The sequence below is a fragment of the Mycobacterium sp. GA-0227b genome (assembly GCF_001499855.1).
Taxonomy (GTDB): domain Bacteria; phylum Actinomycetota; class Actinomycetes; order Mycobacteriales; family Mycobacteriaceae; genus Mycobacterium.
In genome coordinates, this window is sequence record NZ_LQIK01000007.1 from 44,109 (window position 1) to 66,099 (window position 21,991).

Sequence of the window (21,991 nt, forward strand, 5' to 3'; positions counted from 1 at the left end):
TCCCTCGTGGAGCCGAAGGAGCAGCTATGCGTGCGTCGAACCAGTTCGCCGACGCGACGACGGGCGTGGTCTACATCCACGCCTCACCCGCGGCGGTGTGCCCGCATGTCGAGTGGGCGTTGTCGTCGACCCTTCAGGCCCGGGCAAACCTCAAGTGGACTCCGCAGCCGGCCATGCCGGGACAGCTGCGTGCGGTCACCAACTGGGTGGGTCCGGTGGGCACCGGCGCGGCGCTGGCCAGCGCGCTGCGCTCGTGGTCGGTGTTGCGGTTCGAGGTGACCGAGGATCCCAGCCCCGGCGTCGACGGCCACCGCTGGTGCCACACCCCTCAACTGGGTCTGTGGAGCGGGTCGATGAGCGCCAACGGGGACGTGATGGTCGGCGAAATGCGGTTGCGCGCGCTGATGGCTTCGGGCGCCGACACGCTGGCCGCCGAGCTGGACTCGGTACTGGGCACCGCGTGGGATGAGGCGCTCGAGGCATACCGAGACGGCGGTGCGGGCGCGGAGGTGAGCTGGCTCAGCCGCGGAGTCGGCTGAGGTCTCCTCGCCGAGCTGGGCTGGGTCCTCGCCTCGCCGAGCAGACGCGAACTGCCCCAGAAATGGGCCGAAATGAGGCAATTTGCGTCTGCTCGCGTTATGTGGCGGGCGTCAAGATGTTCAGCGCGCCGGGAACGGCCGTCACTTCGACCGGCAGCGGGCACACGTACTCGCCGTCGGCATACGCGTTGATGCCCGGGGAGTCGACCCGTATCGTCTTCGCCCGCGCTGTGCGAACCTCATCGAGATCTACGTGCGTGCCCTTGAAAACGGTGGGGAACAGCCGGATCAGCCTGGTTCGCGACGCCGAGGCAACCATCGTCACGTCGAGTTGACCGTCGGTGGGGTCGGCGTCGGGGCAGATGCGCATGCCGCCGCCGTAGCTGCGGGTGTTGCCGAACGCGGCCAGCGTCAACTCCGTCGTCACCTCCTCGCCGTCGAACGTCAGCCGAAAAGGCAACAGTCGCAGCTTCGACAGCTCGGCCACCATCGCGAGGTTGTATCGCATCCGGCCGTGCGGCCAGCGCATCCGATTGGTGCGGTCGGTGACCAGGGAATCGAAACCTGCCGCCATCACCGTGCCGAACCACTTGTCGGTGCCGTCCGCGCCGCGGATGCGCCCTAGGTCGATCGTTTGCGCGACACCGCCGACCAAGCCGTCGACCACCACGTCGGCCGCGGCCTCGGGATCGCGCGTGGGGATCCTGAACTCGCGCGCGTGGTCATTGCCGGTGCCCGCCGGAATGATGCCGAGCGGTATCTCGGTCTGCGCCAACACCTGCAGCGCAAGCGAGATGATGCCGTCCCCGCCGACGACGACAAGCGCATCCATACCGCGTTCGAGCGCACCCTCGACGAGTCGCCGCGCGTGCTCGGCGTCGGTGCCTGCGATCGCGACGACGTCCACGCCGCGCCGATGAAACTGAGCAACAGCGCGTTCGGCCGCATGCGGCGCGCTGCCGTGCCCCGACGCGGGGTTGGTCAGCATCGTGACGCGACCCTGAAACGTCATGGAACCAGCTTGCCGGGGTTGAGGATTCCCGCCGGGTCGAGCTTGTCCTTGACGGCTCGCAGAATCTCGACGCCGAGGTCCCCGATCTCGTCGCGCATCCACGGCCGGTGGTCGGCGCCGACCGCGTGGTGGTGGGTGATGGTGGCCCCAGTGCGGACCATCGCATCCGATGCGGCGGCCTTCGCCTTGCGCCACTGCTCGATCGGATTGCCCCGCTGCCCGGCGACAACGGTGAAGTACAGCGATGCGCCGGTGGGATACACATGCGAAATGTGGCACAGCACCAGAGCGGGCGTGCCCGATTCGGCCAGCGCGTTCGTCAACGCTTCGGTGACGGCGACTTTCAGCGCCGGCACGTTGGACCAGTTCGTCGCGGTCTCGAGGGTTTCGCACAGCGCGCCCGCAGAGAGCAGCGAGTCACGCAGATACGGCGCCCCGAACCGGCCGTGCTCCCATGCCCGCGCGGGTTCCTCGCCGAGCGACGTGCCGCCGGCGGCCTCCAACACCGCGCGCGTTTCCGAATGCCTGCTGGCGACGTGCGCCTCGGTGCCCTCGAACAGCGTGATCGCCAAACAGCCTCCGGTGACTTGTTTTTCGCCGATGCTCTCGGTGGTCGCGAGGTTCACCCCGGTCTCAGCCTCGTCGGACAGCCGGATCACCGTCGGACCGGTGCCGGTCTGGACGACGGCGCGCAGCGCGTCGGCGCCGGTCGCGAAATCGGGAAACGACCACGCCTCATAACGCGTCGCAGTCGGAACCGGATGCACCCGCACCCGCACGCGGGTGATGACGCCCAGCACGCCCTCCGAACCGATCACCAGCTGCCGCAGATCCGGTCCCGCCGCCGACTCTGGGGCGCGTCCGAGGTCTAGCACGCCGACCGGCGCCACCGCCCGCAGGCCACGGACCATGTCGTTGAACCGCCCGTAGCCCGCGGAGTCCTGACCCGACGACCGGGTCGCAGCGAAACCGCCGATGGTGGCGAACTGGAAACTCTGCGGGAAGTGGCCGAGGGAGAAGCCGCGTTCGCCCAGCAGGCGTTCGGCGTCCGGTCCCGTCATCCCCGCGCCGAGCTCGGCTTCTCCGGACACCTCGTCGAGGAAGTGCAGTTCGTTCAGGCGGCGCAGATCCAGCGAGACCACCGCGCTGAAATCGCCCCGGAGGGGGTCCAGGCCGCCGACGACGCTGGTGCCGCCGCCGAACGGTACGACGGCGATCCGGTGGTCACTGCAGAAGTGCAGGATTGCGGCTATCTCGTCCTCGCTTCCCGGTAGCACCACGGCGTCGGGTGCGTCCTGCACGCCGGTGTCTTTGCGGCGCAACAGATCCAGCGTGGACTTACCGCCTGCCCGCAGCAGCCGGCCCTGGTCGTCGACTCGGCAGTAGTCCGACCCGACGATGCCCGTCAACGCATCGCGGTCAGCGGCGGACAGCGACGACGGCCGCACCCTGACCTCGTCGGGCCGCAGTTCGGACGTCGCGGATTCCTGCACGCCGAGCGCTTGTTCGAGCAGCGCGCGGATGCCGTCGGACAGTGGTTTGGCTTCCGCTGGATCGCCCCAGGCGTTCCACTTCATCGGTGGCAGGAGGGCGGTGTGGTGAGCATCCGGACGCGTCATGCGTTACAGTATTACACATGTCGTCAATCCGTAACGATCAATCGTCCGTCGAGGACCGCGTCCTCGAGGCCGCGGCGGCATGCGTGCTCGCCGTCGGTGTCAAACGGGTGACGATGACCGAGATCGCTCGGCGCGCACGGATGAGCCGCCCGACCATCTACCGCCGTTGGTCGGATACCAACGGCGTGCTCGCGGCGCTGATGACGTCGCGCATCGCCGGTGTGCTCGAGGCGGTGCCAGACACCGGACCCGGCCGCGAAGCACTGGTGCAACGCGTCGTCGCAGTGGCCGAGCACGTGCGCAACGACGAGGTCGTCATGTCGGTGCTGCACGACGCGCCCGAGTTCGCCATGGTCTACATCGCCAACCGGCTGGGCACGAGCCAGATGATCCTTGTCGATGCACTCGCGACGGCGATCAAGGCGGCCCAGGACGAGGGCAGCGTCCGACCCGGCGACCCACACCAGATCGGCGCCATGTGCCTGCTCATCACGCAGTCGACGATCCAGTCGGCGCAGATGGTCGAAAAGCTGTTGGACCGCGATTCGCTCAACGCCGAATTGGCCCGCGCCTTGAACGGATACCTCGCACCGTGAGCGGCTCAACGGCGTTGAACGCCGCGCGCCGCGCTGCCGAACTGGCTGCACTCGCCGACGGTGAGTGGGTCGACGTCCTGGTGATCGGCGGCGGTATCACCGGCGCCGGCATCGCGCTGGACGCCGCCACCCGCGGGCTGAGCGTCGCGTTGGTGGAAAAGCACGACCTGGCGTTCGGCACCAGCCGGTGGAGCTCGAAGCTGGTGCACGGCGGGCTGCGATACCTGGCGACGGGCAATGTCGGCATCGCCCGGCGCAGCGCCGTCGAACGCGGAATCCTCATGACCCGCAACGCGCCTCATCTCGTCACGGCCATGCCGCAGCTGGTTCCGCTGCTTCCGTCGATGAATGCGGCGTCGCGTGCGCTGGTGCGCTTCGGCTTCGCGGCCGGCGACGGCCTACGCAAACTGGCGGGCACACCGGCTTCGGCGCTGCCCCGGTCGCGGCGGATCGATGCGCGCCGTGCCGCCGAACTGGCGCCCACCGTGCGGCGCGACGGACTCGACGGTGCATTGCTCGCATACGACGGGCAGTTGATCGACGACGCCCGCCTGGTCACCGCCGTGGCGCGCACCGCTGCGCAGCACGGTGCCCGCGTCCTGACCCGGGTCGCGGCGTCGTCGGCCACCGGGACCTCGGTGATGCTGACCGACCAGCTCACCGGTGAGTCCTTCGACGTCACCGCGCGCGCGGTGATCAACGCCTCCGGAGTGTGGGCGGGACAGGTGGACCCGTCGATCAAGCTGCGGCCCAGCCGCGGAACGCACCTGGTGTTCGATGCGGCGGCGTTCGGTAATCCCGTTGCGGCGCTGACGATCCCGATCCCCGGCGAGATCAACCGCTTCGTGTTCGCTATGCCCGAGCAGTTGGGTCGGGTTTACCTCGGGCTGACCGACGAGGACGCGCCGGGGCCCATACCCGATGTGCCGCAACCCTCGCCGGACGAAATCTCGTTCCTGCTGGACACCGTGAACACCGCGTTGGCCGTAGCATTGACGCCGTCGGATGTGATCGGCGCCTACGCGGGCCTGCGACCGCTCATCGACACCGGTAGCGGCCGCACGGCCGACGTGTCGCGCGATCACGCGGTGGTGGAATCACCGTCGGGCGTCATCAGCGTCATCGGCGGCAAGCTCACCGAATACCGGCACATGGCCGAGGATGTGCTCGACCAGTCCATCGCTTTGCGGGGGCTGACGGCGTCGCGCTGCCGCACCCGCAATCTGCCGCTGGTCGGCGCGCCGTCGAATCCTGTTGCCACCCTTCGTCATCCACCGGAGATGCCGGGCTCGTTGCTCTCACGCTTCGGTGCAGAGGCACCGAACGTGATCGCGGCGGCGAGTTGCGATCGGTCGACCGAACCTGTCGCCGAGGGAATCGACGTGATCCGCGCGGAATTCGAGTATGCGGTGACCCACGAGGGCGCGTTGAACGTCGACGACATCGTCGACCGCCGCACCCGCATCGGCCTGGTGGAGTCCGACCGGGAACGGGTCGTGGGCGTCGCGCAGGAAATGCTGGCGAAATCTCAACTTTGACCACGCCCGGCACTGGGCGGTGGTCGCCGAGCGGATTCACTTGTCCGGAGTCACCACCGCATCCCGCACCGCCGACGACGTATGCCGTTGCCAGAGCGCTTGAACCGGAACGTGCAGCACGGGTACCAGGTCGACGACCGTCACCCGACCGCCCATCGCCGGCCCCGCGGGTGCCGTGACGAACCCGACCGCCCCGGTGGTCAGCGGCGCCGCGACAGTGGCGGCTCCTTGCACACGACTGACGACATAGCCCGGTTCGAAACCAGCGCGTCGGCACGCGCTCATCAGAAAATCGCTGTAATACGACGCACCCGGAGGGGCCCAGAGCGCAATCCGTTCCGATACGAGGTCGTGAATGTCCACTTTCCGGCGGGTCGCGAGCCGATGGTCGGCGGGAACGGCCACGCGGACGCGGTCGTAGCCGATCACCGCGCCTGCCAGGTTGCTCGGCGGCACGACACCGCGGCGCAGGCCGAGGTGTACTGAGCCGTCGAGCAGGCCGGCGACCAGGACATCGGGAAACATCTGCCGGAAGGTGAACGACGTGTCGGTGAACGCCGCGATCGCGGGCTCCATCAGCGTGTAGACCTCGGCGCTGCTCAACGCCGGAGTGTGGCCCACAACGAACACCGCCTCGGTGTCCGCCGCCACGCGGTGCACGTGGTCGGCGACGGTGTGCGCGGCGGCGAGTAGCGTCTGGCCCTCCGCGAGCAGCAACCGACCGGCACGTGTCAGCGATACCTGCCGCCCGACCCGCTCGAAAAGCTTTGCGTCAAGCTCCTTTTCCAGCTGCTGTACCGAACTGCTCAACGCTTGCTGGCTGAGATGCAACGCTTCGGCGGCGCGGGTGAACCCGCCGGCGTCGGCGACCGCGATGAAGTGTCGCAGACGGCGAAGGTCCGGAATGGCGCGTGCCATGCGAACAGCCTATCTACAACTGTTGTTTGTCAATAGTGCGGTTTTATGCGTTTCTCATTTGTCGATTTTCTGATTACGGTCGGCACTATGAGCAACCTCGCAGGCAAGTCAGCAGTCGTCGCCGCCGGAGCGAAGAACCTCGGCGGCCTGATCAGCACCACGCTGGGAGAACGCGGCGTCAATGTGGCGGTCCACTACAACAGCCCCGCCACCGAGTCCGATGCAGACAAGACCGTCGCCCAGGTCGAAGGGTCAGGCGCCAAGGCCGTCAAGGTTCAGGGCGACCTGACGGTTCCGGGCAACGTCGAGAAACTGTTCGACGCGGCGATCGACGCCTTCGGCAGCGTGGACATCGCGGTCAACACCGTCGGCAAGGTCCTGCGCAAGCCCATCATGGAAACGACTGAAGACGAATACGATTCGATGTTCGACATCAACTCCAAGGCCGCGTACTTCTTCTTGCAGCAGGCTGGCCGCAAGCTCGCCGACGGTGGATCGGTGACCACCATCGTCACCGCACTGCTTGCAGCCTTCACCGACGGTTACTCGACGTACGCCGGAGCCAAGAGCCCGGTCGAGCACTTCACCCGGGCGGCCGCCAAGGAATTCATGGCGCGCGGCATCAATGTCAACAACGTCGGGCCCGGCCCGATGGACACGCCCTTCTTCTACGGGCAGGAGACGCCCGAGCGCGTCGAGTTCCACAAGTCGCAGGCCATGGGCGGCCGGCTCACAAACATCGAGGACATCGCGCCGTTCGTGGTGTTCCTCGCCGATGAGGGCCACTGGATCACCGGACAGACGATTTTCGCCAACGGCGGCTACACCACCCGCTGATTACAGCGGGATGTTCTTGTGGCGGCCGCGGCGCGCCGGCGCCTCGGCCAGCGCCTGCGTCAGCTTCGACCGGGTATGCGCCGGGTCGATCTTCTCGTCGACGACGCCGATGTCGATCGCGGAATCCACTCCGCCGGCGATCTTCTCGTGCTCGGCGGCCAACTGCTCGTGCAACGCCTCGCGCTCGTCCTCCGGAGCGGCGGCCAACTTCTTCTTGTGCAGGATGCCAACCGCAGCCTTGGCGCCCATCACCGCGACCTCGGCGTCGGGCCAGGCGTACACCTTCGTCGCGCCCAGTGACCGCGAGTTCATGGCAATGTACGCACCGCCGTAGATCTTCCGCGTCACCAGCGTGACGCGCGGGACCGAGCACTCGCCGAATGCGTGCAGCAGCTTGGCCCCGCGCCGCACGACGCCGCCCCACTCCTGATCCACGCCCGGCAGGTATCCGGGGACGTCGACGATGTTGACGATCGGAATGCCGAACGCGTCGCACAGCCGCACGAATCTCGCTGCCTTTTCCGCACTTTCGGAGTTCAAGCAGCCGCCGAGGCGCAGCGGGTTGTTGGCGATGACGCCGACGGTGCGACCAGACAACCGGCCGAGCCCGATGACGATCGACGGGGCCCACTTGCCCTGGAACTCCTCGAACGGCACACCCTCGTCCAACAGGGCTTCGACGAGCGGGTGCACGTCGTATGCGCGGCGCGCCGACTCGGGCAGCAGCGCGTGCAGGTCGGTGTCGCCGGCCTCGGCCTTGGCGCGGTCGAAATGGCCCTGCTGGCAGAACAATCCGACCAGCCGACGGCCGCGCTCGTAGGCGTCGAGCTCGTCGTCGGCGACGATGTGGCACACGCCGGACTTCTTGTGGTGGGTGTCCGGCCCGCCGAGGCTCGCCATGTCGACGTCCTCGCCGGTCACACTGCGGACCACATCGGGACCGGTGACGAAGACCCGGCTTTCGGGCGCCATCACGATCACGTCGGTCAGCGCCGGACCGTAAGCCGCGCCGCCGGCGGCGAAGCCGACGACGACCGAGATCTGCGGAACGTATCCGGACGCCCGGATCATCGCCTCGAACACCAAACCGACCGCGTGCAGCGCCTTTACGCCTTCCGCCAGCCGCGCGCCACCCGAGTGCCAGATCCCGACGATCGGGCTCTGCTCCTCGATGGCCTGGTCGTAGGCGTTGACGATGTGGGCACAGCCCTCGACGCCCATGGCCCCACCCATGACGGTGCCGTCCGTGCAGAACGCGATGGTGCGCACGCCGTTGACGGTTCCGGCGGCGGCGAGCACGCCCGAGCGGTCCCGCTCGTGCAGCAACTCGACGCTGCCGTCGTCGAAGAAGGTGCTCAGCCGCAGCAGCGGGTCGCGGGGATCCAGCGATTCGCCGACTGCCTCGGGGGCCATGGTCGTCATCTAAAACCTCCTGTAGCGCTGGATCCCTGGGGGAGTGTCAGTACTTCCCGAAGGCGAGCGCGACGTTGTGCCCACCGAATCCGAACGAGTTGTTGATCGCGTATTGGTAATTGCCCGACCGCGGCTCCCTGGCGACCACGTCCAGATCGATCTCCGGATCCAGGTTGCGCAGGTTCAGCGTCGGCGGAATGATGCCGTCGCGCAACGCCATCACGGTCAGGATGGACTCCACCGCGCCGACTGCGCCGACCGAGTGGCCGAGCGCCGCCTTCGGTGCGTACACCGCCGGCTTGTGGCTGCCCATCGCGTTGTTGATCGCCTTGCCTTCGGCCACGTCGCCCACGCTGGTGCCGGTGGCATGCGCGTTGACGTGGTCGATGTCGGTGGGCTGCAGGCCGGCAAGTTCGATCGCACGCGTCATCGCGTGACCGGCCTGCTCACCGTTCGGATCGGGCGCCACGATGTGGTAGCCGTCCGAGGTGATGCTGGCTCCCATGATCCGGGCGAGAATGTTGGCGCCGCGGGCCTTGGCGTGCTCTTCGGTCTCGATGACCATCAGTGCACCGCCTTCGCCGAACACGAACCCGTTACGGTCCTTGTCGAACGGTCGGCACGCACCGGCCGGGTCATCGTTGGTGGTGGACAACACGATTCGCATCTGGGCGAAGCCGGCGATCGGCACCGCCTCGATCTTGGTCTCCACACCACCGCAGATCGCGACGTCGGCCTCGCCGAGCACGATGTTGCGCCACGCGTGCGCGATGCCCTCCGACCCCGATGCGCAGGCCGACACCGGAGTGACCACCCCGGCGCGAGCCTTGCGCTCCAGTCCCACCGCCGCGGCTGCGGCGTTCGGCATGTACATCTGCACGGCCAGCGGCGAAACCGCTTTCAGCCCGTTGGCGCGCATACCGTCGTAGCTGAACACCAGCTCCTCGGTGGAGCCCATGCCGGTGCCGATCGACACCATCAGCCGCTTGGGGTCCACCTCGGGCGTGCCGGCGTTCTCCCACACCCGGCGGCCCAGCACCGTCGACATCTTCTGCAGATACGACAATCGGCGCAGTTCCACCCGCGTCATCTCGTGGTCGAAGTCCTCGAGGAGATGCCCGCCGATGCGAACCGGCAGGTCATACTCCTCGACGAACGGATCCTCGAGCTTGCGGATGCCGCTCTGACCGTCCAGCAGCTTCTTCCAGGTGTCGTCCGCGCTGGTTGCCAGTGCGGTCGTCATGGCGATACCCGTGACGACCACGTTGGGGAAACCGGCCCCCGTGGAGAGCCGAGTTGAACGCGTCAACCCTGCCATTACTGCTCGAAAGTCCCTTCCGCTCAGTAGCGCCCGAAGGCCAGGGCGACATTGTGTCCACCGAAGCCGAACGAGTTGTTGATGGCGTACTGGAAGTCGCCGTAACGAGGCTCGCCTGCAACCACATCGAGATCGATCTCAGGATCGGGGGTCTCGAAGTTCAGCGTCGGCGGGATGACGCCGTCACGCAGCGAGAGCACGGTCAATGCCGACTCCAGCGCGCCGACCGCTCCGATGGAGTGGCCGAGCGCCGACTTCGGCGCGTAGACCGCCGCGTGCTCGACGCCGGCCGACCGGATCGCGTTGGCCTCGGCGACATCGCCGATCGAGGTCGCGGTGGCATGGGCGTTGACGTGGTCGATGTCCTTGGGCGCCAGGCCCGCGGTTTCCATCGCACGCTTCATCGCCTGGCCCGCACGCAGACCATCGGAGGCGGGCGCCACCATGTGGAAGGCATCAGAGGTGATGCCCGCACCCATCAGGCGGGCCAACGGCTTGGCGCCGCGGGCCTTGGCGTGCTCCTCGGTCTCGATGATCATGAGCGCACCGGCTTCGCCGAAGACGAAACCGTCGCGGTTCTTGTCGAACGGCCGGGACGCACCCGCAGGATCCTCGTTGTTGGTCGACATCGCGCGCATCATCGAGAACGCCGCGATCGGCAGCGCCTCGATTCCGCCCTCGACACCGCCGACAACGGCGATATCCGCGTCGCCCATCACGATCTGGCGCCAGCCGTGGGCGATGGCCTCCGAACCCGATGAGCACGCCGAGACCGGGGTGATGACCCCGGCCCTGGCGCCCAACTGCAAACCGATCACCGCGGCCGCACCGTTCGGCATGATCATCTGCACGGCGAGCGGCGACACCTTGCGGGGGCCACCCTCGTTCATCGCGTCGTAGGTCTCGACGATCTTCTCGCCGCCACCCAGACCGGTGCCGACGACCACGGCGAAGCGATCCGGATCGACCTCAGGCGTACCCGCGGTCTCCCAGAGCTGGCCACTGAGGTACTTGGCCATGCGCTGGACATACGACATCCGCCGCATGTCCAGTCGCGTCATATGGTCGTCGATCGCGTCGACGAGGTGCCCACCGATGCGGACCGGCAGGTCCCACTTGGTGACGAACTCGTCCTCGAGGACGCGGATGCCGCTTTCGCCGGCCAGCAGCCCCTTCCACGTGCTCTCGATGTCCGCCGCGATCGACGTGGTCGCCGTGACGGCGGTCACGACGACGTTGGGGAAACCGCCGTTAGCAGTGGAAGGTCTACTCATGCCCGATCGGCTTCGATCTGCGCGCGGATGGCCGCGGCGGCTTCGGGGTTCTCTTCCTCGAGCTTCTGGATGTAGGTGACGACGTCACCGACGGTGCGCAGACCGGCGAGGTCCTCGTCGGGGATCTTCACGCCGTACTTGTCCTCGGTCTGCACGGCGATCTCGACCATCGACAGCGAGTCGATGTCCAGGTCGTCGACGAACGACTTCTCCGGGGTGACCTCGGAAGGCTCGATACCCGTGACCTCTTCGATGATCTCGGCGAGACCGGCGATGATTTCATCCTGACTGGCGGCCACAATGGCTCCTTCTAATTGGGGTTGTTACTTCGTGGGAATGACGTTCGATATGTGGTTGTACTGGCTAGAGCTCCGAGAGCCCGTCCAGGTCAGCGGGGGACTTGACGGCGTGCGTCGGCACCCCCCGAAGTTCTCTTTTCGCGATGCCCGCGAGCGTCCCGGCGGGCGGGAACTCGACGAGCGCGGTCACACCGAGTTCGCGCATCGACTCGGTGCACAGATCCCAGCGCACCGGCCGGGTCATCTGCGCCACCAGCTTGCTCATGGCGTCGGTCGCCGAGACGACCGGCTGACCGTCGGCGTTCGACAACAGCTTCGCGGTGGGCTCAGAGATCGTTACACCTTCGGCGGCCGCGGCGTATCCGTCCAGCGCCGAGGCCATGTAGTGGGTGTGGAAAGCGCCCGCGGTGGCCAGCTTGCGCACCCGCGCCTTCTCCGGCGGATCCTCGACGAGCTTGTCCAGCGCGGCGACGGCGCCGGCGGCGACGATCTGTCCCGCGGCGTTGCGGTTGGCGGGCACCAGGTCGAGCGCCTCAAGGCGGGCGAGCACGTCGGCTTCCTCACCACCGAGCACCGCGGCCATGCCGGTCGGTTCGACAGCGCACGCCTTGGCCATCTCGGCACCACGGGTGGCCGCCAGCTTGACTGCGTCGTCGGCCGAGAGCACGCCGGCGATCGCGTAGGCGGCGATTTCACCGACTGAGTGGCCCGCTACGACGACTTCCTGGTCTGCACGTCCGGCGATCAGGCCGCGCCGGGTCAGCTCCTCGTGAGCCAGCAGGGTGGCCGCCACGACGAGCGGCTGGGTCACCGCGGTGTCGGTGATCTCCTCGGCGGTCGCGGTGGTGCCCAGCCGGGTCAGGTCCAGCCCGCTGATCTCGGACCAGGCGGCGAGCCGCTCGGCGGCACCGGGCAGCTCCAGCCACGCGGCGAGCATGCCGGGTGTCTGGGAACCCTGTCCGGGCGCGAGAAGTGCAAGCACGCTTTTCTGAGGCACGAATTAAGAAAACACTGTGAAGACGGGTTTGCGCGGTGTAAGAGATTATGAACCTCGTCTTATGTTTTTGTGGAAACCCCACAAAACTGCCTGTGATGCGACGCTACTGATATCCGCCCGCGATCTCGCTGCCCGGCAGCGGTATGTCCAGCGCTTCCGCGGGCGGCGCGTGCCGCAGCGCAGTGATCATGTTTGCTGTGCTCGTTTGGTATGGCTGGCGGCCGAGTCGGCCCACGGTTGCGGCCACCCGCAGCACGTAGGCGTCGCGCGGAACCGTGGGATCACGGCCGGTGAAGTCGGCGATCCGCCGCAGCCGGTAGCGGACGGTATTTGGATGAACGAACAATTTGCGTGCGCACGCTTCGATCGCGCCGCCGGAATCCAGATAGGCGTCGAGCGTCTCGGTCAACGCGGGTCCGGCGTCGGCCAGCGGCCTCATCACCTCGGTTTCCAAGGCCGCGATCGCCGTCACGTCGCCCAGCAGCGCACGTTCGGGCAGGAGTTCGCGCGCAGGCACCGGCCGGGGCGCCCCGCTCCAGCCCGCCACGGCGTTCATGCCCGCGATGGCCTCGGTAGCGCTGCGGTGGGCGTTCGCCAGCGTGGTGGCGGTGGAACCGACCACCACCGGCCCGTCGGCAAACACCGTCAGGATTTCGGTCAGGAACCGGTCGGTCGGGGAGAGCGCTCCCGACACGATCGCGACCAGCCAGTTGCCGTGCACGTCCGACAGCGCCGCGCGGCCGTTGCGCTTAACGACGTCGTGTACGTCGTCGCTGGCCAGATCGACCCGGTCGGGTTGTGGCAGGCCCACGATCACCGTGGCGGGCGCCGTGGCGTCCCAGTTCAGCGCGGCGGCCTGGGACTGCAACTCCGGGCCGGTGTCGCCGCGCACCACGGCGTCGACAACGTTGGCTTCCATCCTGGTGTCCCACGCGCCACGTGCCTCCGCTTGATCGGCGTAGGCGCTGGCCGCGGCGAACGCGAGATCGCGGCTGTATCTCAGGATGCCCGCGGTCAGCGCGGTCAGCTGCTCCTCCGAGCGGGCCAGCAGCGGCACCACCTCTTCGAAGAACTCCATGGTGATGCGGACCATCTCGACCGACTGCCGCAGCGCGATGCGCCGCCGCAGATCCTGGGGGACGACTTCGAAGGCCTGCGCGGTGTAGCTGACATTGCTCTGCGGGTCACGCATCCACTCGACGAAGTTGACCACCGCGGTCTGCACGACCAATTGCACGCTGGAGCGCTGCGATGCCTCCAGTTCGGCGAAGAACGGCAACCGCTCTTCCATCGCCCGCACCGCCTCGGTGGCCAGTCGGCCCGAGTACTGCTGTAACCGGCGCAGCACCGAGTCGGGCACGGTCTCGAGAACCTCGACCGTCGACTTCGGCGGCACGTACCTGTTGTCAGGCATCCATAAAGGCTACGCCACCGAGATGGAGGAACCCTCCAACGCGCTGCCCGACAACTAAGCCACTCCGGGTCCAATGTCGTGGCCTAAGCCACTCCGGGATCCGAGGTCTGCTCGGGCGCGGCCATCACGTCGTCGATCTCGTACTTGGCCGCCGCCTCGACCGCGACGGACTGATTGATGTTGCCGTCGCGGGCCAGCCCCTCCAACACGGCGACGGCGATCGACTCCGCGTCGGTGTTGTAGTACCGCCGTGCGGCGGGCCGGGTGTCGGAGAAGCCGAACCCGTCGGTGCCCAGCGTGATGTAGGTGCCCGGCACCCAGGCCCGGATCTGCTCGGGCACCCCGCGCATCCAGTCCGACACCGCGATCACCGGGCCCTGCGCCTCGGCCAGGGTTTTGGTGATGTAGGGCGTACCCGCCGGCCGGTCCGGATGACGCAGCCGTTGCTTCTCGATCTCCACGCCGTCGCGGTTCAGCTCGCCCCAGCTGGTCACCGACCACACGTCCGCGGCGACATCCCACTCGTCGGCGAGCATCTCGGCGGCCTTCAGCGCCGACGGCATGGCCACCCCCGACACCAGGATCTGCGCCGCATTCGACCGCTTCTCGGGTGCCGGCCGGTAGCGGTAGATGCCGCGCAGCAGGCCCTCGACGTCGAGGTCCTCCGGTTCCGGCGGCTGAACGTAGGGCTCGTTGTAGATGGTCATGTAGAAGTAGACGTTCTCCGGGTTCTCGCCGTACATGCGGTGCAGGCCGCTTTCGATGATGTAGGCGATCTCGTAGGCGAACGCCGGGTCGTAGGCGACGACGGCCGGGTTGCTCGCCGCCAGCAGCAGCGAGTGCCCGTCGGCGTGCTGCAGACCCTCGCCGACCAGTGTGGTGCGTCCCGCGGTGGCGCCGAGAAGGAACCCGCGCGTCATCTGATCGGCGGCCGCCCACAGGTTGTCGCCGGTGCGCTGGAACCCGAACATCGAATAGAAGATGTAGACCGGGATCATCGGTTCGTTGTGGGTGGCGTACGCCGTGCCGGCCGCGATGAAGCTGCCCGAGGAGCCGGCCTCGTTGATGCCCTCGTGCAGGATCTGGCCGACTTCGCTTTCCTTGTACGCGAGCATCAGCTCGGCGTCCACCGAGGTGTAGAGCTGACCGTTGCGGTTGTAGATCTTGAGGTTGGGGAACCAGGAGTCCATGCCGAACGTGCGGGCCTCGTCCGGGATGATCGGGACGATGCGCCAGCCAATCTCCTTGTCGCGCAACAGCTCCTTGAACGTCCGCACCGTGGCCATGGTGGTGGCCACCTCCTGCTTACCCGACCCCTTCTTCAGCGCCTTGTAGGTGTCGCGGCCGGGTAGGGTGAGCGCCTTGGATTTGGTGCGACGTTCGGGCAGGAACCCGCCGAGCGAGCGCCGCCGGTCCAGCATGTAGCGGATCTCGGGTGCCTCCGGGCCGGGGTGGTAGTACGGCGGCAGATACGGGTTCTCCTCGAGCTGCGCGTCGCTGATCGGGATGCGCTGCGCATCGCGGAAGTACTTCAGGTCTTCCAGCGCAAGCTTTTTCATCTGATGGGTGGCGTTGCGGCCTTGGAAGTGCGCGCCCAGCGAATAGCCCTTGATGGTCTTGGCCAGGATCACCGTCGGCTGGCCCTTGTGCTCGACGGCGGCGCGGTAGGCGGCGTAGACCTTGCGGTAGTCGTGTCCGCCTCGCTTGAGGTTCCAGATCTCGGAGTCCGACATCTTTTCGACCAAGGCCTTGGTGCGGGGGTCGCGGCCGAAGAAGTGGTCGCGCACGTAGGCGCCGTCGTTGGCCCGGTATGTCTGGTAATCGCCGTCGGGTGTGGTGTTCATCAGGTTGACCAGCGCGCCGTCGCGGTCGGCGTGCAACAGCGCATCCCACTCGCGGCCCCACACCACCTTGATGACGTTCCAGCCCGCGCCGCGGAAGAACGACTCGAGTTCCTGGATGATCTTGCCGTTGCCGCGCACCGGCCCGTCGAGGCGCTGCAGGTTGCAGTTGACGACGAACGTGAGGTTGTCCAGGGCCTCCAGCGCCGCGACGTGCGCCAGGCCGCGGCTCTCGGGCTCGTCCATCTCACCGTCGCCCAGGAACGCCCAGACGTGCTGGTCGGAGGTGTCCTTGATGCCGCGGTCGTGCAGATAGTGGTTGAACCGGGCCTGATAGATGGCGTTCATCGGGCCCAGCCCCATCGAGACGGTGGGGAACTCCCAGAAGTCGGGCATCAGCCGCGGATGCGGATACGACGGCAGCCCGCCGCCGGGGTGGCTGTGCTCCTGGCGGAAGCCGTCGAGTTGCTCGGCGGACAGTCGGCCCTCCAGGTACGCGCGCGCGTAGATGCCGGGCGATGCGTGGCCCTGGATGAACACCTGGTCGCCGCCGCCCGGATGCGATTTGCCGCGGAAGAAGTGGTTGAAGCCGACCTCATACAGGGCGGCCGACGACGCGTACGTCGAAATATGGCCGCCCACACCGACTCCCGGCCGCTGCGCGCGGTGCACCATGATCGCGGCGTTCCACCGGATCCAGGTTCGGTAGCGACGCTCGACATCCTCGTCGCCGGGGAACCAGGGTTCCAGCTCGGTGGGGATCGTGTTCACGTAGTCCGTCGACGTCAGCGCCGGAATGGCCACGCGCTGTTCGCCGGAGCGCTCCAGCAAGCGCAGCATGAGGTAGCGCGCCCGTGCCGGGCCGGACCGTTCCAACAGCTGGTCGAACGATTCCAGCCATTCGCTGGTCTCTTCGGGATCGATATCGGGTAGGTACGACGCGACACCCTCACGGATCACCCGCACCCGGTCGTGTTCAGCTGCGGTGGAGGAGTTTTGGGCCAGATCCTGGCGCACGAACTCGGTGGTCAACTTCCGCTCCTTGGTAGGCGGTTTCAGGTGCTCACGCACTCGACGCAGATGTTTTCTACGCTTGCGCGTGGGCGGCGGATTCCATCCTTCTCCCATCCTGCCCCACCCGCACAGGTGGGGTGGTGAGTGGAACCAACCGACGATCGCCGGACCGACCCGGTAACGTCTGCAGCCGTGGTGATCGGTGCGCTGGTGAAAAAACCGCTGCAGATCGGCGCACTGATGGTCGGCATCTCGGCCACCGCCGCCATGGTCGTCGTGGGATGCAGCAGCGTCACCGAGGGCACCGCGCAGGTGGACGCCGCCGAGGCGCCGGTGTACCGGGCGTCGGTTTCGGCCTCGTTGGAGGAGTCGGCCGCCAGTTCCAGCGCCCGGGAGTCCGAACGCCAGTCCTCCATCACCAAGGAGGCGATCCACTCCTCGTGCGAGACGCTCAGTTCCACCAGCGTCGATGCGATCACCGCGGTCAACGCGTACGTCGATGCGTTCAACCAGAACGCCGCCGACGTGCAGGCCAAGGCGGGCCCGGCGATCGATGCGCTGAACCACAGCGCCGACATGGTCGCGCGCAGCGTCTCCGACGCGCTCAGCCCAGAGCTCAGGGACGCGCTCAACGGGTGGGTCGACGCCGCCAGGGGCGTGGCCACCGCGATCGCCGGTAACTACGGGCCCGATGAGTTCAACGCGGCGATCACCCGGCTCAACGACTCCAAGACCGCCGCGCTCAACCTCTGTGACGCCGCATACTGACCGATATTGACCAACCTTGCCGCCAGGCACGTGCGGGCGGACCCCGGCGTGCGACGATAGGGCCCAAGATAACGCCGAGCGCAACGTGCGCCCGAGCCGGCTGAAGGAGGACCAACGGTGGTCGCGGCGGATGACGCCCCGAACTACGCCCACAGACTGGGCATCCAAAAAGATCAGGTTGTACAGGAACTGGGCTGGGACGAAGACGTCGACGACGACATCCGAGCCGACATCGAGGAGGCGTGCGGCAGCGAGCTGCTCGATGAGGACGCCGACGAGGTCATCGACGTGGTACTGCTCTGGTGGCGCGATGACGACGGCGACCTGGTGGATGCGCTGATGGACGCGATCACTCCGCTGGCCGACGACGGCGTGATCTGGGTGGTGACCCCGAAGACGGGCAAGCCCGGCCACGTCCAACCGGCCGAGATCGCCGAGTCGGCTCCCACGGCCGGGCTGATGCAGACCTCCTCGGCGAACCTCGGCGACTGGATCGCCAGCCGGCTGGTGCAACCGAAGAGCAAGGCGGCGGGGAGACGCTCGTGATCGAGGTTGGTACCGAAGCGCCCGACTTCACGCTCAAGGACCAGAACGGTCAGACCGTCACGCTCAGCGACTTCCGGGGCGCGAAGAACGTGCTCTTGGTGTTCTTCCCGCTGGCGTTCACCGGCATCTGTCAGGGCGAGCTCGACGAGATCCGCGACCGGCTGCCTGAGTACGAGAACGACGACACCGCGACGCTGGCCATCTCCGTGGGTCCGCCGCCCACCCACAAGGTGTGGGCGACGCAGAGCGGCTTCACGTTCCCCGTGTTGTCCGACTTCTGGCCGCACGGGGCCGTCGCGTCGGCCTACGGGGTGTTCAACGAGGACGCGGGCATCGCCAACCGCGGCACGTTCGTCGTGGACCGCACCGGCATCGTCCGGTTCGCCGAGATGAAACAGCCCGGCGAGGCCCGCGATCAAGCGCTATGGACGGACGCGCTGGCGGCGTTGCGGTCCGGCTGAGCTGATTTCCTGTCGCAGGTCATCGCCGTGTAGCTTGCCCTGCAAGGGCGCGTAGCTCAGTGGTAGAGCTCTGGTTTTACACACCAGCGGTCGGCGGTTCGATACCGTCCGCGCCCACTCACAGGTCACGCCGGGCGGGGAACGGGCGCCAGTGTCGATTGCCCGATCCAGTTCGGGATTGAACGCCGGATCAGGGACGGGCCGTCGATGGTGATCGAGCCGTTGCCGACGGCGTGTGACCACGCCAGGTCGCCGCGCCAAACCTGGGTGAGCGTGCGCAAGCTGGTGGATACCGTTGCGGCGATGTCGTAACCGGGATCGAAATCGCAGATGTCGGCACGGCCGTCGGCGACGATCAACCACCATGACGCGGCCTTCGGGGCGACGCCGGAGAGCCGAAAAGCCACCACCGTGCGGCCCGCGGGCCATCGATCGGTAGGCACGGTGCGGCGGATGTCCCACATCAACAGGTGTGGGTCGAGATCCTGATCGCCGAGATCACCGATCCAGCGCAGACTCCAAGAGCCAAGAGCGGTCACCACGTCGATGAGTTCGCGACCGCACTGGGTGAGCACGTAGGACGGGTGGCCATCGTCGTCGATGCGCTGCACGACCCCAGCGCGTATCAGGGTCTGCAGGCGCTTGGACAACAACGTCGGCGACATCCTGGGTACCCCGCGGCGCAGGTCGTTGAAATGGGTGCTCCCCGAAAGCAATTCGCGGACAACCAGCATCGTCCAGCGTTCGTCGAGCAACTCCATGGCCTTGGCCACGGGACAGAACTGGCCATAAGACGACATTTCCGCTGGCTCCTCACCTCGCGGCGGATCCGCTTCATACAGCGTGGCACGGCGGCCGGCGTCGGTACAGGTTCGAAGCGACCCAGTACAGATTTGCTACTGGTTGGCCGACACCGGCCGGGCGACGCTCATCTCAGGAGCCAATCCAAGTGAGGAGATCAAGATGAGCGACAGGCCGATACCGTTGGTTGCCGCAACCGTCGCCCTTGCCGCCGGCGCAGCACTGTTCGCTGCACCGGAGGCCGACGCCAGGCCACCGCGGACCACCGAGGATCAACTCGCCCAGAACTGCACCAGTTCCGATGGAATATTCGAGCGAGCACAAGGCCAGTTCAAACCCAGGGACCGCTACTACAGCTGCAAGTACACGCTCGACGACGGTTCCCAGTCGCAGCATTGGTTCAGCAGCGCCGGGCAACCTACCCAGGTTTGCTATCGATTCAGCATCGACACGGCTTGGGTGTGTCATTAGGAGCGACGGTCCAACCTCACGCGTACGAACAGGCCCCCTTGTGAGACGCTCGCGGGATGTTTGCGCCGGCCTCACCTGCACGCGTGGCGGGGATCGCGGCCGGTTGTGCTGCCGACGCGCTGTTCGGTGACCCGCGGCGCGGCCATCCGGTAGCCGTCTTCGGGAGCGCCGCAGCGGCTTTGGAGCGTCGCACGTACGCGGACACACGCTCGGCGGGGGTGCTGCACACCGCTGCGCTGCTCGGCGCGCTGGGGGTGCTCGGGGTGGCGGTAGACCATGTCGCCCGGCGCCGGGGCGCGGTTCCGGTCGCGGTCACCACGGCGGCGACGGTGTTCGTCGCGCTGGGCGGGACCTCGCTTTCCCGCGCCGGCAGCCAAATGGCCCGGCACCTCGACAGCGGCGACGTCGCAGCTGCACGACGGCTGCTGCCCGCATTGTGCGGCCGCGATCCGGCGGCGCTCGACGAGGCCGGGCTCACCCGGGCGGCGGTGGAATCGGTCGCGGAGAACACCTCGGACGCCCATGTGGCACCCCTGCTGTGGGCGGCCGTCGGCGGGGTTCCCGCTGTGCTGATCTACCGCGGCACGAACACCCTCGACGCAATGATCGGCCACCGGTCCGCTCGCTATCTGCGGTTCGGTTGGGCGGCAGCTCGTTTCGATGATGTCGCAAACTATCTGGCCGCGCGTGCGACCGCGGTCCTGGTCGCTGCGTGCGCGCCCGTGGTCGGCGGCTCTCCCGTCGCGGCGCTGCGCGCATGGCGGCGCGACGCCGGCCGTCATCCCAGCCCGAACGCCGGCGTGGCGGAAGCCGCCTTCGCGGGCGCGCTGGGGGTGCGGATCGGCGGGCCTACCCGGTACGCCGACCGGCTGGAAATCCGGCCCACACTCGGCGACGGTGCACCGCCGCGGGTGGCCGATCTTCGGCGGGCGGTGCGGTTGTCCCGGGCCGTCCAAATCGCCGCCGCCGGTGCGGCGCTGGCGTTCAGCGCCGTCGGCCGTAGCGGTCGGCGAGCTTGTCTTCCGTCGTGAGCGGCGCGTCGGGCGCAGCCTGCGCCGCCTCCTGTGCGGCCTTCTCCCGCCTGCGTTGGCGCACCTCGGCATAGACGAAGTAGCCCAATCCGATCGGCGCGATGATGCCGAACGCTATCCACTGGATTCCGTACGACAGGAACGGTCCGGCGTCCAGATGCGGCAGCGGTATCGCGCCGAGCCCGCCGGGCTGCTCCGGCTCCAGTTGCAGATACGAACCCGCCAGCGGCACCCCGGTGATCGCCGAGATCTGCTCGGTGTTGATCGAGTAGACCTGTTGGATGCCGTCGCGGCGGAACGGTTCCTTGCCCTGCGCCACCGACTCGGAGTCGCGTAACCGCGCGGCGATGGTCACCGTTTCGGCGGGCACGGGCGGGATCTCGGGCACCCCGGAGGCCTCCACCGGCCGGACGTATCCGCGGTCGACGAGAACAGTCGGCCCGCCGTCGACGTCGAACGGCACCAACACTTCGAATGCCGGTTCGCCTTCCACCATTCGCAGCCGAGCGAGCACCTGCCCTTCCGGCAGGTAGCGCCCGCTGGCGGTGACGCGGCGCCACTGCGCATCGGGCGCCGCGGAATCCTGCTGCGGCAGAAGCGATGCCACCGGCACCGGCTCGGCCTTCAGCGAGTTCGCGATCTGCGCGTTCTCACGTGAGGTCTTGGTGTTCTTGCCCAGCTGCCACGGCGCGAGCACGGTGAAGCACAGATAGGCGAACGCGACCACCACGACGAACAGTGCCAGCCATGACGGCCGCAACAAGAACGTCCACCGGCGCATCAGCTCGCAAGCCCCCGGCCGGCAAGATGCTCGTCGACCCAATCGTGCACACCCGGCAACGACGCTTCGATGACCGTGAAGACGGCCTCGAAGTCGGCGTGGTCGCCGTAGTAGGGGTCTTCGACGTCGAGGGGGTGGGCGCCCGACCGCGGATCGAACGAGCGAAGCATCCGGATCCGTTCGGTGGGCACGCCCAGATCCTTGAGTATCCGGACGTGGTTGCGGCCCAGTGCGATCACCAGATCGGCGGACATGTGGTCGTCGTCGACCTGGGCGGCGCGGTGCGCGGTCGGATAGCCGTGCTCACGCAGCACGTGGCTGGCCCGGCGGTCGGCGGGCTCACCGGCGTGCCAGCCACCGGTGCCGGCACTTGACACGCGGACGGCGTGACCCAGGCCGCGTTCACCGATCTGATGGGCGAACATCTTCTCCGCCATCGGGGACCGGCAGATGTTTCCCGAGCAGATGAACGTCACGTGCAGCGGTTCAGACACCGGAGCCGC

The 21,991-nt window shown here is 67.5% G+C and carries 22 protein-coding genes and 1 tRNA gene; 10 read left to right on the forward strand and 13 right to left on the reverse strand.

Going from position 1 to position 21,991, the window contains the following annotated elements; all coding sequences use genetic code 11:
* Positions 1-26 precede the first annotated feature (26 nt).
* The gene (locus AU185_RS07920; protein ID WP_059098839.1) at positions 27-539 is read left to right on the forward strand and encodes a DUF3145 domain-containing protein; all 513 of its coding nucleotides are present in this window, start codon (positions 27-29) and stop codon (positions 537-539) included.
* Positions 540-636: 97 nt separating this feature from the next.
* Here the strand turns inward: AU185_RS07920 and AU185_RS07925 are convergent, their stop codons facing one another.
* Both AU185_RS07925 and AU185_RS07930 read right to left on the reverse strand, forming a co-directional pair.
* On the reverse strand, positions 637-1,551 hold the full coding sequence (locus tag AU185_RS07925) for a diacylglycerol kinase (RefSeq protein ID WP_059098840.1): 915 nt from the start codon (positions 1,549-1,551) through the stop codon (positions 637-639).
* Positions 1,548-3,128 carry an FAD-binding oxidoreductase gene (locus tag AU185_RS07930; RefSeq protein WP_156425444.1) on the reverse strand — a complete coding sequence of 527 codons (1,581 nt, stop codon included), beginning with the start codon at positions 3,126-3,128 and terminating at the stop codon, positions 1,548-1,550. Before AU185_RS07930 ends, AU185_RS07925 begins: the two co-directional genes overlap by 4 nt.
* A 59-nt stretch (positions 3,129-3,187) precedes the next feature.
* On the opposite strand from AU185_RS07930, the gene AU185_RS07935 reads away from it, so the two are divergent.
* Positions 3,188-3,766, forward strand: coding sequence for a TetR/AcrR family transcriptional regulator (locus AU185_RS07935; RefSeq protein WP_059098842.1), 579 nt, complete (start codon positions 3,188-3,190; stop codon positions 3,764-3,766).
* Positions 3,763-5,304: a glycerol-3-phosphate dehydrogenase/oxidase gene (locus AU185_RS07940; RefSeq protein ID WP_059098843.1), complete on the forward strand. Its 1,542-nt coding sequence runs from the start codon at positions 3,763-3,765 to the stop codon at positions 5,302-5,304. The genes AU185_RS07935 and AU185_RS07940 overlap by 4 nt, the downstream gene beginning before the upstream one ends.
* Before the next feature lie 36 nt (positions 5,305-5,340).
* On the opposite strand, the gene AU185_RS07945 is transcribed toward AU185_RS07940, so the two are convergent.
* Positions 5,341-6,222, reverse strand: coding sequence for a LysR family transcriptional regulator (locus tag AU185_RS07945; RefSeq protein ID WP_059098844.1), 882 nt, complete (start codon positions 6,220-6,222; stop codon positions 5,341-5,343).
* Between the two features lie 87 nt (positions 6,223-6,309).
* Here AU185_RS07945 and AU185_RS07950 point away from each other — a divergent pair, with 87 nt between their 5' ends.
* Positions 6,310-7,059, forward strand: coding sequence for an SDR family oxidoreductase (locus AU185_RS07950; RefSeq protein WP_059098845.1), 750 nt, complete (start codon positions 6,310-6,312; stop codon positions 7,057-7,059).
* Here AU185_RS07950 and AU185_RS07955 read toward each other — a convergent pair whose 3' ends face one another.
* From AU185_RS07955 to aceE, 7 genes are all read right to left on the reverse strand, one after another.
* Positions 7,060-8,481 (reverse strand): acyl-CoA carboxylase subunit beta, encoded by a 1,422-nt coding sequence (locus tag AU185_RS07955; protein WP_059098846.1) that lies wholly within the window; start codon positions 8,479-8,481, stop codon positions 7,060-7,062.
* A 37-nt stretch (positions 8,482-8,518) separates the two neighbouring features.
* Positions 8,519-9,790, reverse strand: a complete 1,272-nt coding sequence (kasB, locus tag AU185_RS07960; RefSeq protein WP_059098847.1) for a 3-oxoacyl-ACP synthase KasB — start codon at positions 9,788-9,790, stop codon at positions 8,519-8,521.
* Between the two features lie 23 nt (positions 9,791-9,813).
* A complete protein-coding gene (gene kasA, locus AU185_RS07965; RefSeq protein WP_059098848.1) occupies positions 9,814-11,064 on the reverse strand; it encodes a 3-oxoacyl-ACP synthase KasA in 1,251 nt (416 codons plus the stop codon).
* Positions 11,061-11,363 carry a meromycolate extension acyl carrier protein AcpM gene (gene acpM / locus AU185_RS07970; protein WP_059098849.1) on the reverse strand — a complete coding sequence of 101 codons (303 nt, stop codon included), beginning with the start codon at positions 11,361-11,363 and terminating at the stop codon, positions 11,061-11,063. Before acpM ends, kasA begins: the two co-directional genes overlap by 4 nt.
* A gap of 64 nt (positions 11,364-11,427) precedes the next feature.
* Positions 11,428-12,345, reverse strand: a complete 918-nt coding sequence (locus AU185_RS07975) for an ACP S-malonyltransferase (protein ID WP_172800316.1) — start codon at positions 12,343-12,345, stop codon at positions 11,428-11,430.
* A gap of 118 nt (positions 12,346-12,463) precedes the next feature.
* A complete protein-coding gene (locus tag AU185_RS07980; protein ID WP_059098851.1) occupies positions 12,464-13,774 on the reverse strand; it encodes a PucR family transcriptional regulator in 1,311 nt (436 codons plus the stop codon).
* 83 nt (positions 13,775-13,857) lie between these two features.
* Positions 13,858-16,647, reverse strand: a complete 2,790-nt coding sequence (gene aceE, locus AU185_RS07985; protein WP_059098944.1) for a pyruvate dehydrogenase (acetyl-transferring), homodimeric type — start codon at positions 16,645-16,647, stop codon at positions 13,858-13,860.
* Positions 16,648-16,869: 222 nt separating this feature from the next.
* On the opposite strand from aceE, the gene AU185_RS07990 reads away from it, so the two are divergent.
* The 4 genes from AU185_RS07990 to AU185_RS08005 all read left to right on the forward strand — a co-directional run bounded on the left by AU185_RS07990 (position 16,870) and on the right by AU185_RS08005 (position 18,521).
* Positions 16,870-17,397, forward strand: a complete 528-nt coding sequence (locus tag AU185_RS07990; protein WP_172800317.1) for an Rv2240c family protein — start codon at positions 16,870-16,872, stop codon at positions 17,395-17,397.
* Between the two features lie 117 nt (positions 17,398-17,514).
* On the forward strand, positions 17,515-17,943 hold the full coding sequence (locus tag AU185_RS07995; RefSeq protein WP_059098852.1) for a DUF3052 domain-containing protein: 429 nt from the start codon (positions 17,515-17,517) through the stop codon (positions 17,941-17,943).
* Positions 17,940-18,404 carry a peroxiredoxin gene (locus AU185_RS08000; protein WP_059098853.1) on the forward strand — a complete coding sequence of 155 codons (465 nt, stop codon included), beginning with the start codon at positions 17,940-17,942 and terminating at the stop codon, positions 18,402-18,404. Before AU185_RS07995 ends, AU185_RS08000 begins: the two co-directional genes overlap by 4 nt.
* Before the next feature lie 45 nt (positions 18,405-18,449).
* A tRNA-Val gene (locus tag AU185_RS08005) sits at positions 18,450-18,521 on the forward strand.
* Between the two features lie 8 nt (positions 18,522-18,529).
* On the opposite strand, the gene AU185_RS08010 is transcribed toward AU185_RS08005, so the two are convergent.
* Complete coding sequence (locus AU185_RS08010; RefSeq protein WP_059098854.1) at positions 18,530-19,204, reverse strand: winged helix-turn-helix transcriptional regulator; 675 nt, start codon at positions 19,202-19,204, stop codon at positions 18,530-18,532.
* Positions 19,205-19,367: 163 nt separating this feature from the next.
* Between AU185_RS08010 and AU185_RS08015 the strand changes: the two genes are divergently transcribed.
* Both AU185_RS08015 and AU185_RS08020 read left to right on the forward strand, forming a co-directional pair.
* Entirely contained in the window at positions 19,368-19,676 is a 309-nt protein-coding gene (locus AU185_RS08015) for a hypothetical protein (protein ID WP_156425442.1), read from the forward strand.
* Positions 19,677-19,732: 56 nt separating this feature from the next.
* Positions 19,733-20,707, forward strand: a complete 975-nt coding sequence (locus tag AU185_RS08020; protein WP_059098856.1) for a cobalamin biosynthesis protein — start codon at positions 19,733-19,735, stop codon at positions 20,705-20,707.
* Here the strand turns inward: AU185_RS08020 and AU185_RS08025 are convergent.
* Positions 20,661-21,488, reverse strand: coding sequence for an SURF1 family cytochrome oxidase biogenesis protein (locus AU185_RS08025; protein WP_059098857.1), 828 nt, complete (start codon positions 21,486-21,488; stop codon positions 20,661-20,663). The genes AU185_RS08020 and AU185_RS08025 overlap by 47 nt on opposite strands.
* A complete protein-coding gene (locus AU185_RS08030) occupies positions 21,488-21,982 on the reverse strand; it encodes a low molecular weight protein-tyrosine-phosphatase (protein WP_059098858.1) in 495 nt (164 codons plus the stop codon). The genes AU185_RS08025 and AU185_RS08030 overlap by 1 nt, the downstream gene beginning before the upstream one ends.
* Positions 21,983-21,991 lie beyond the last annotated feature (9 nt).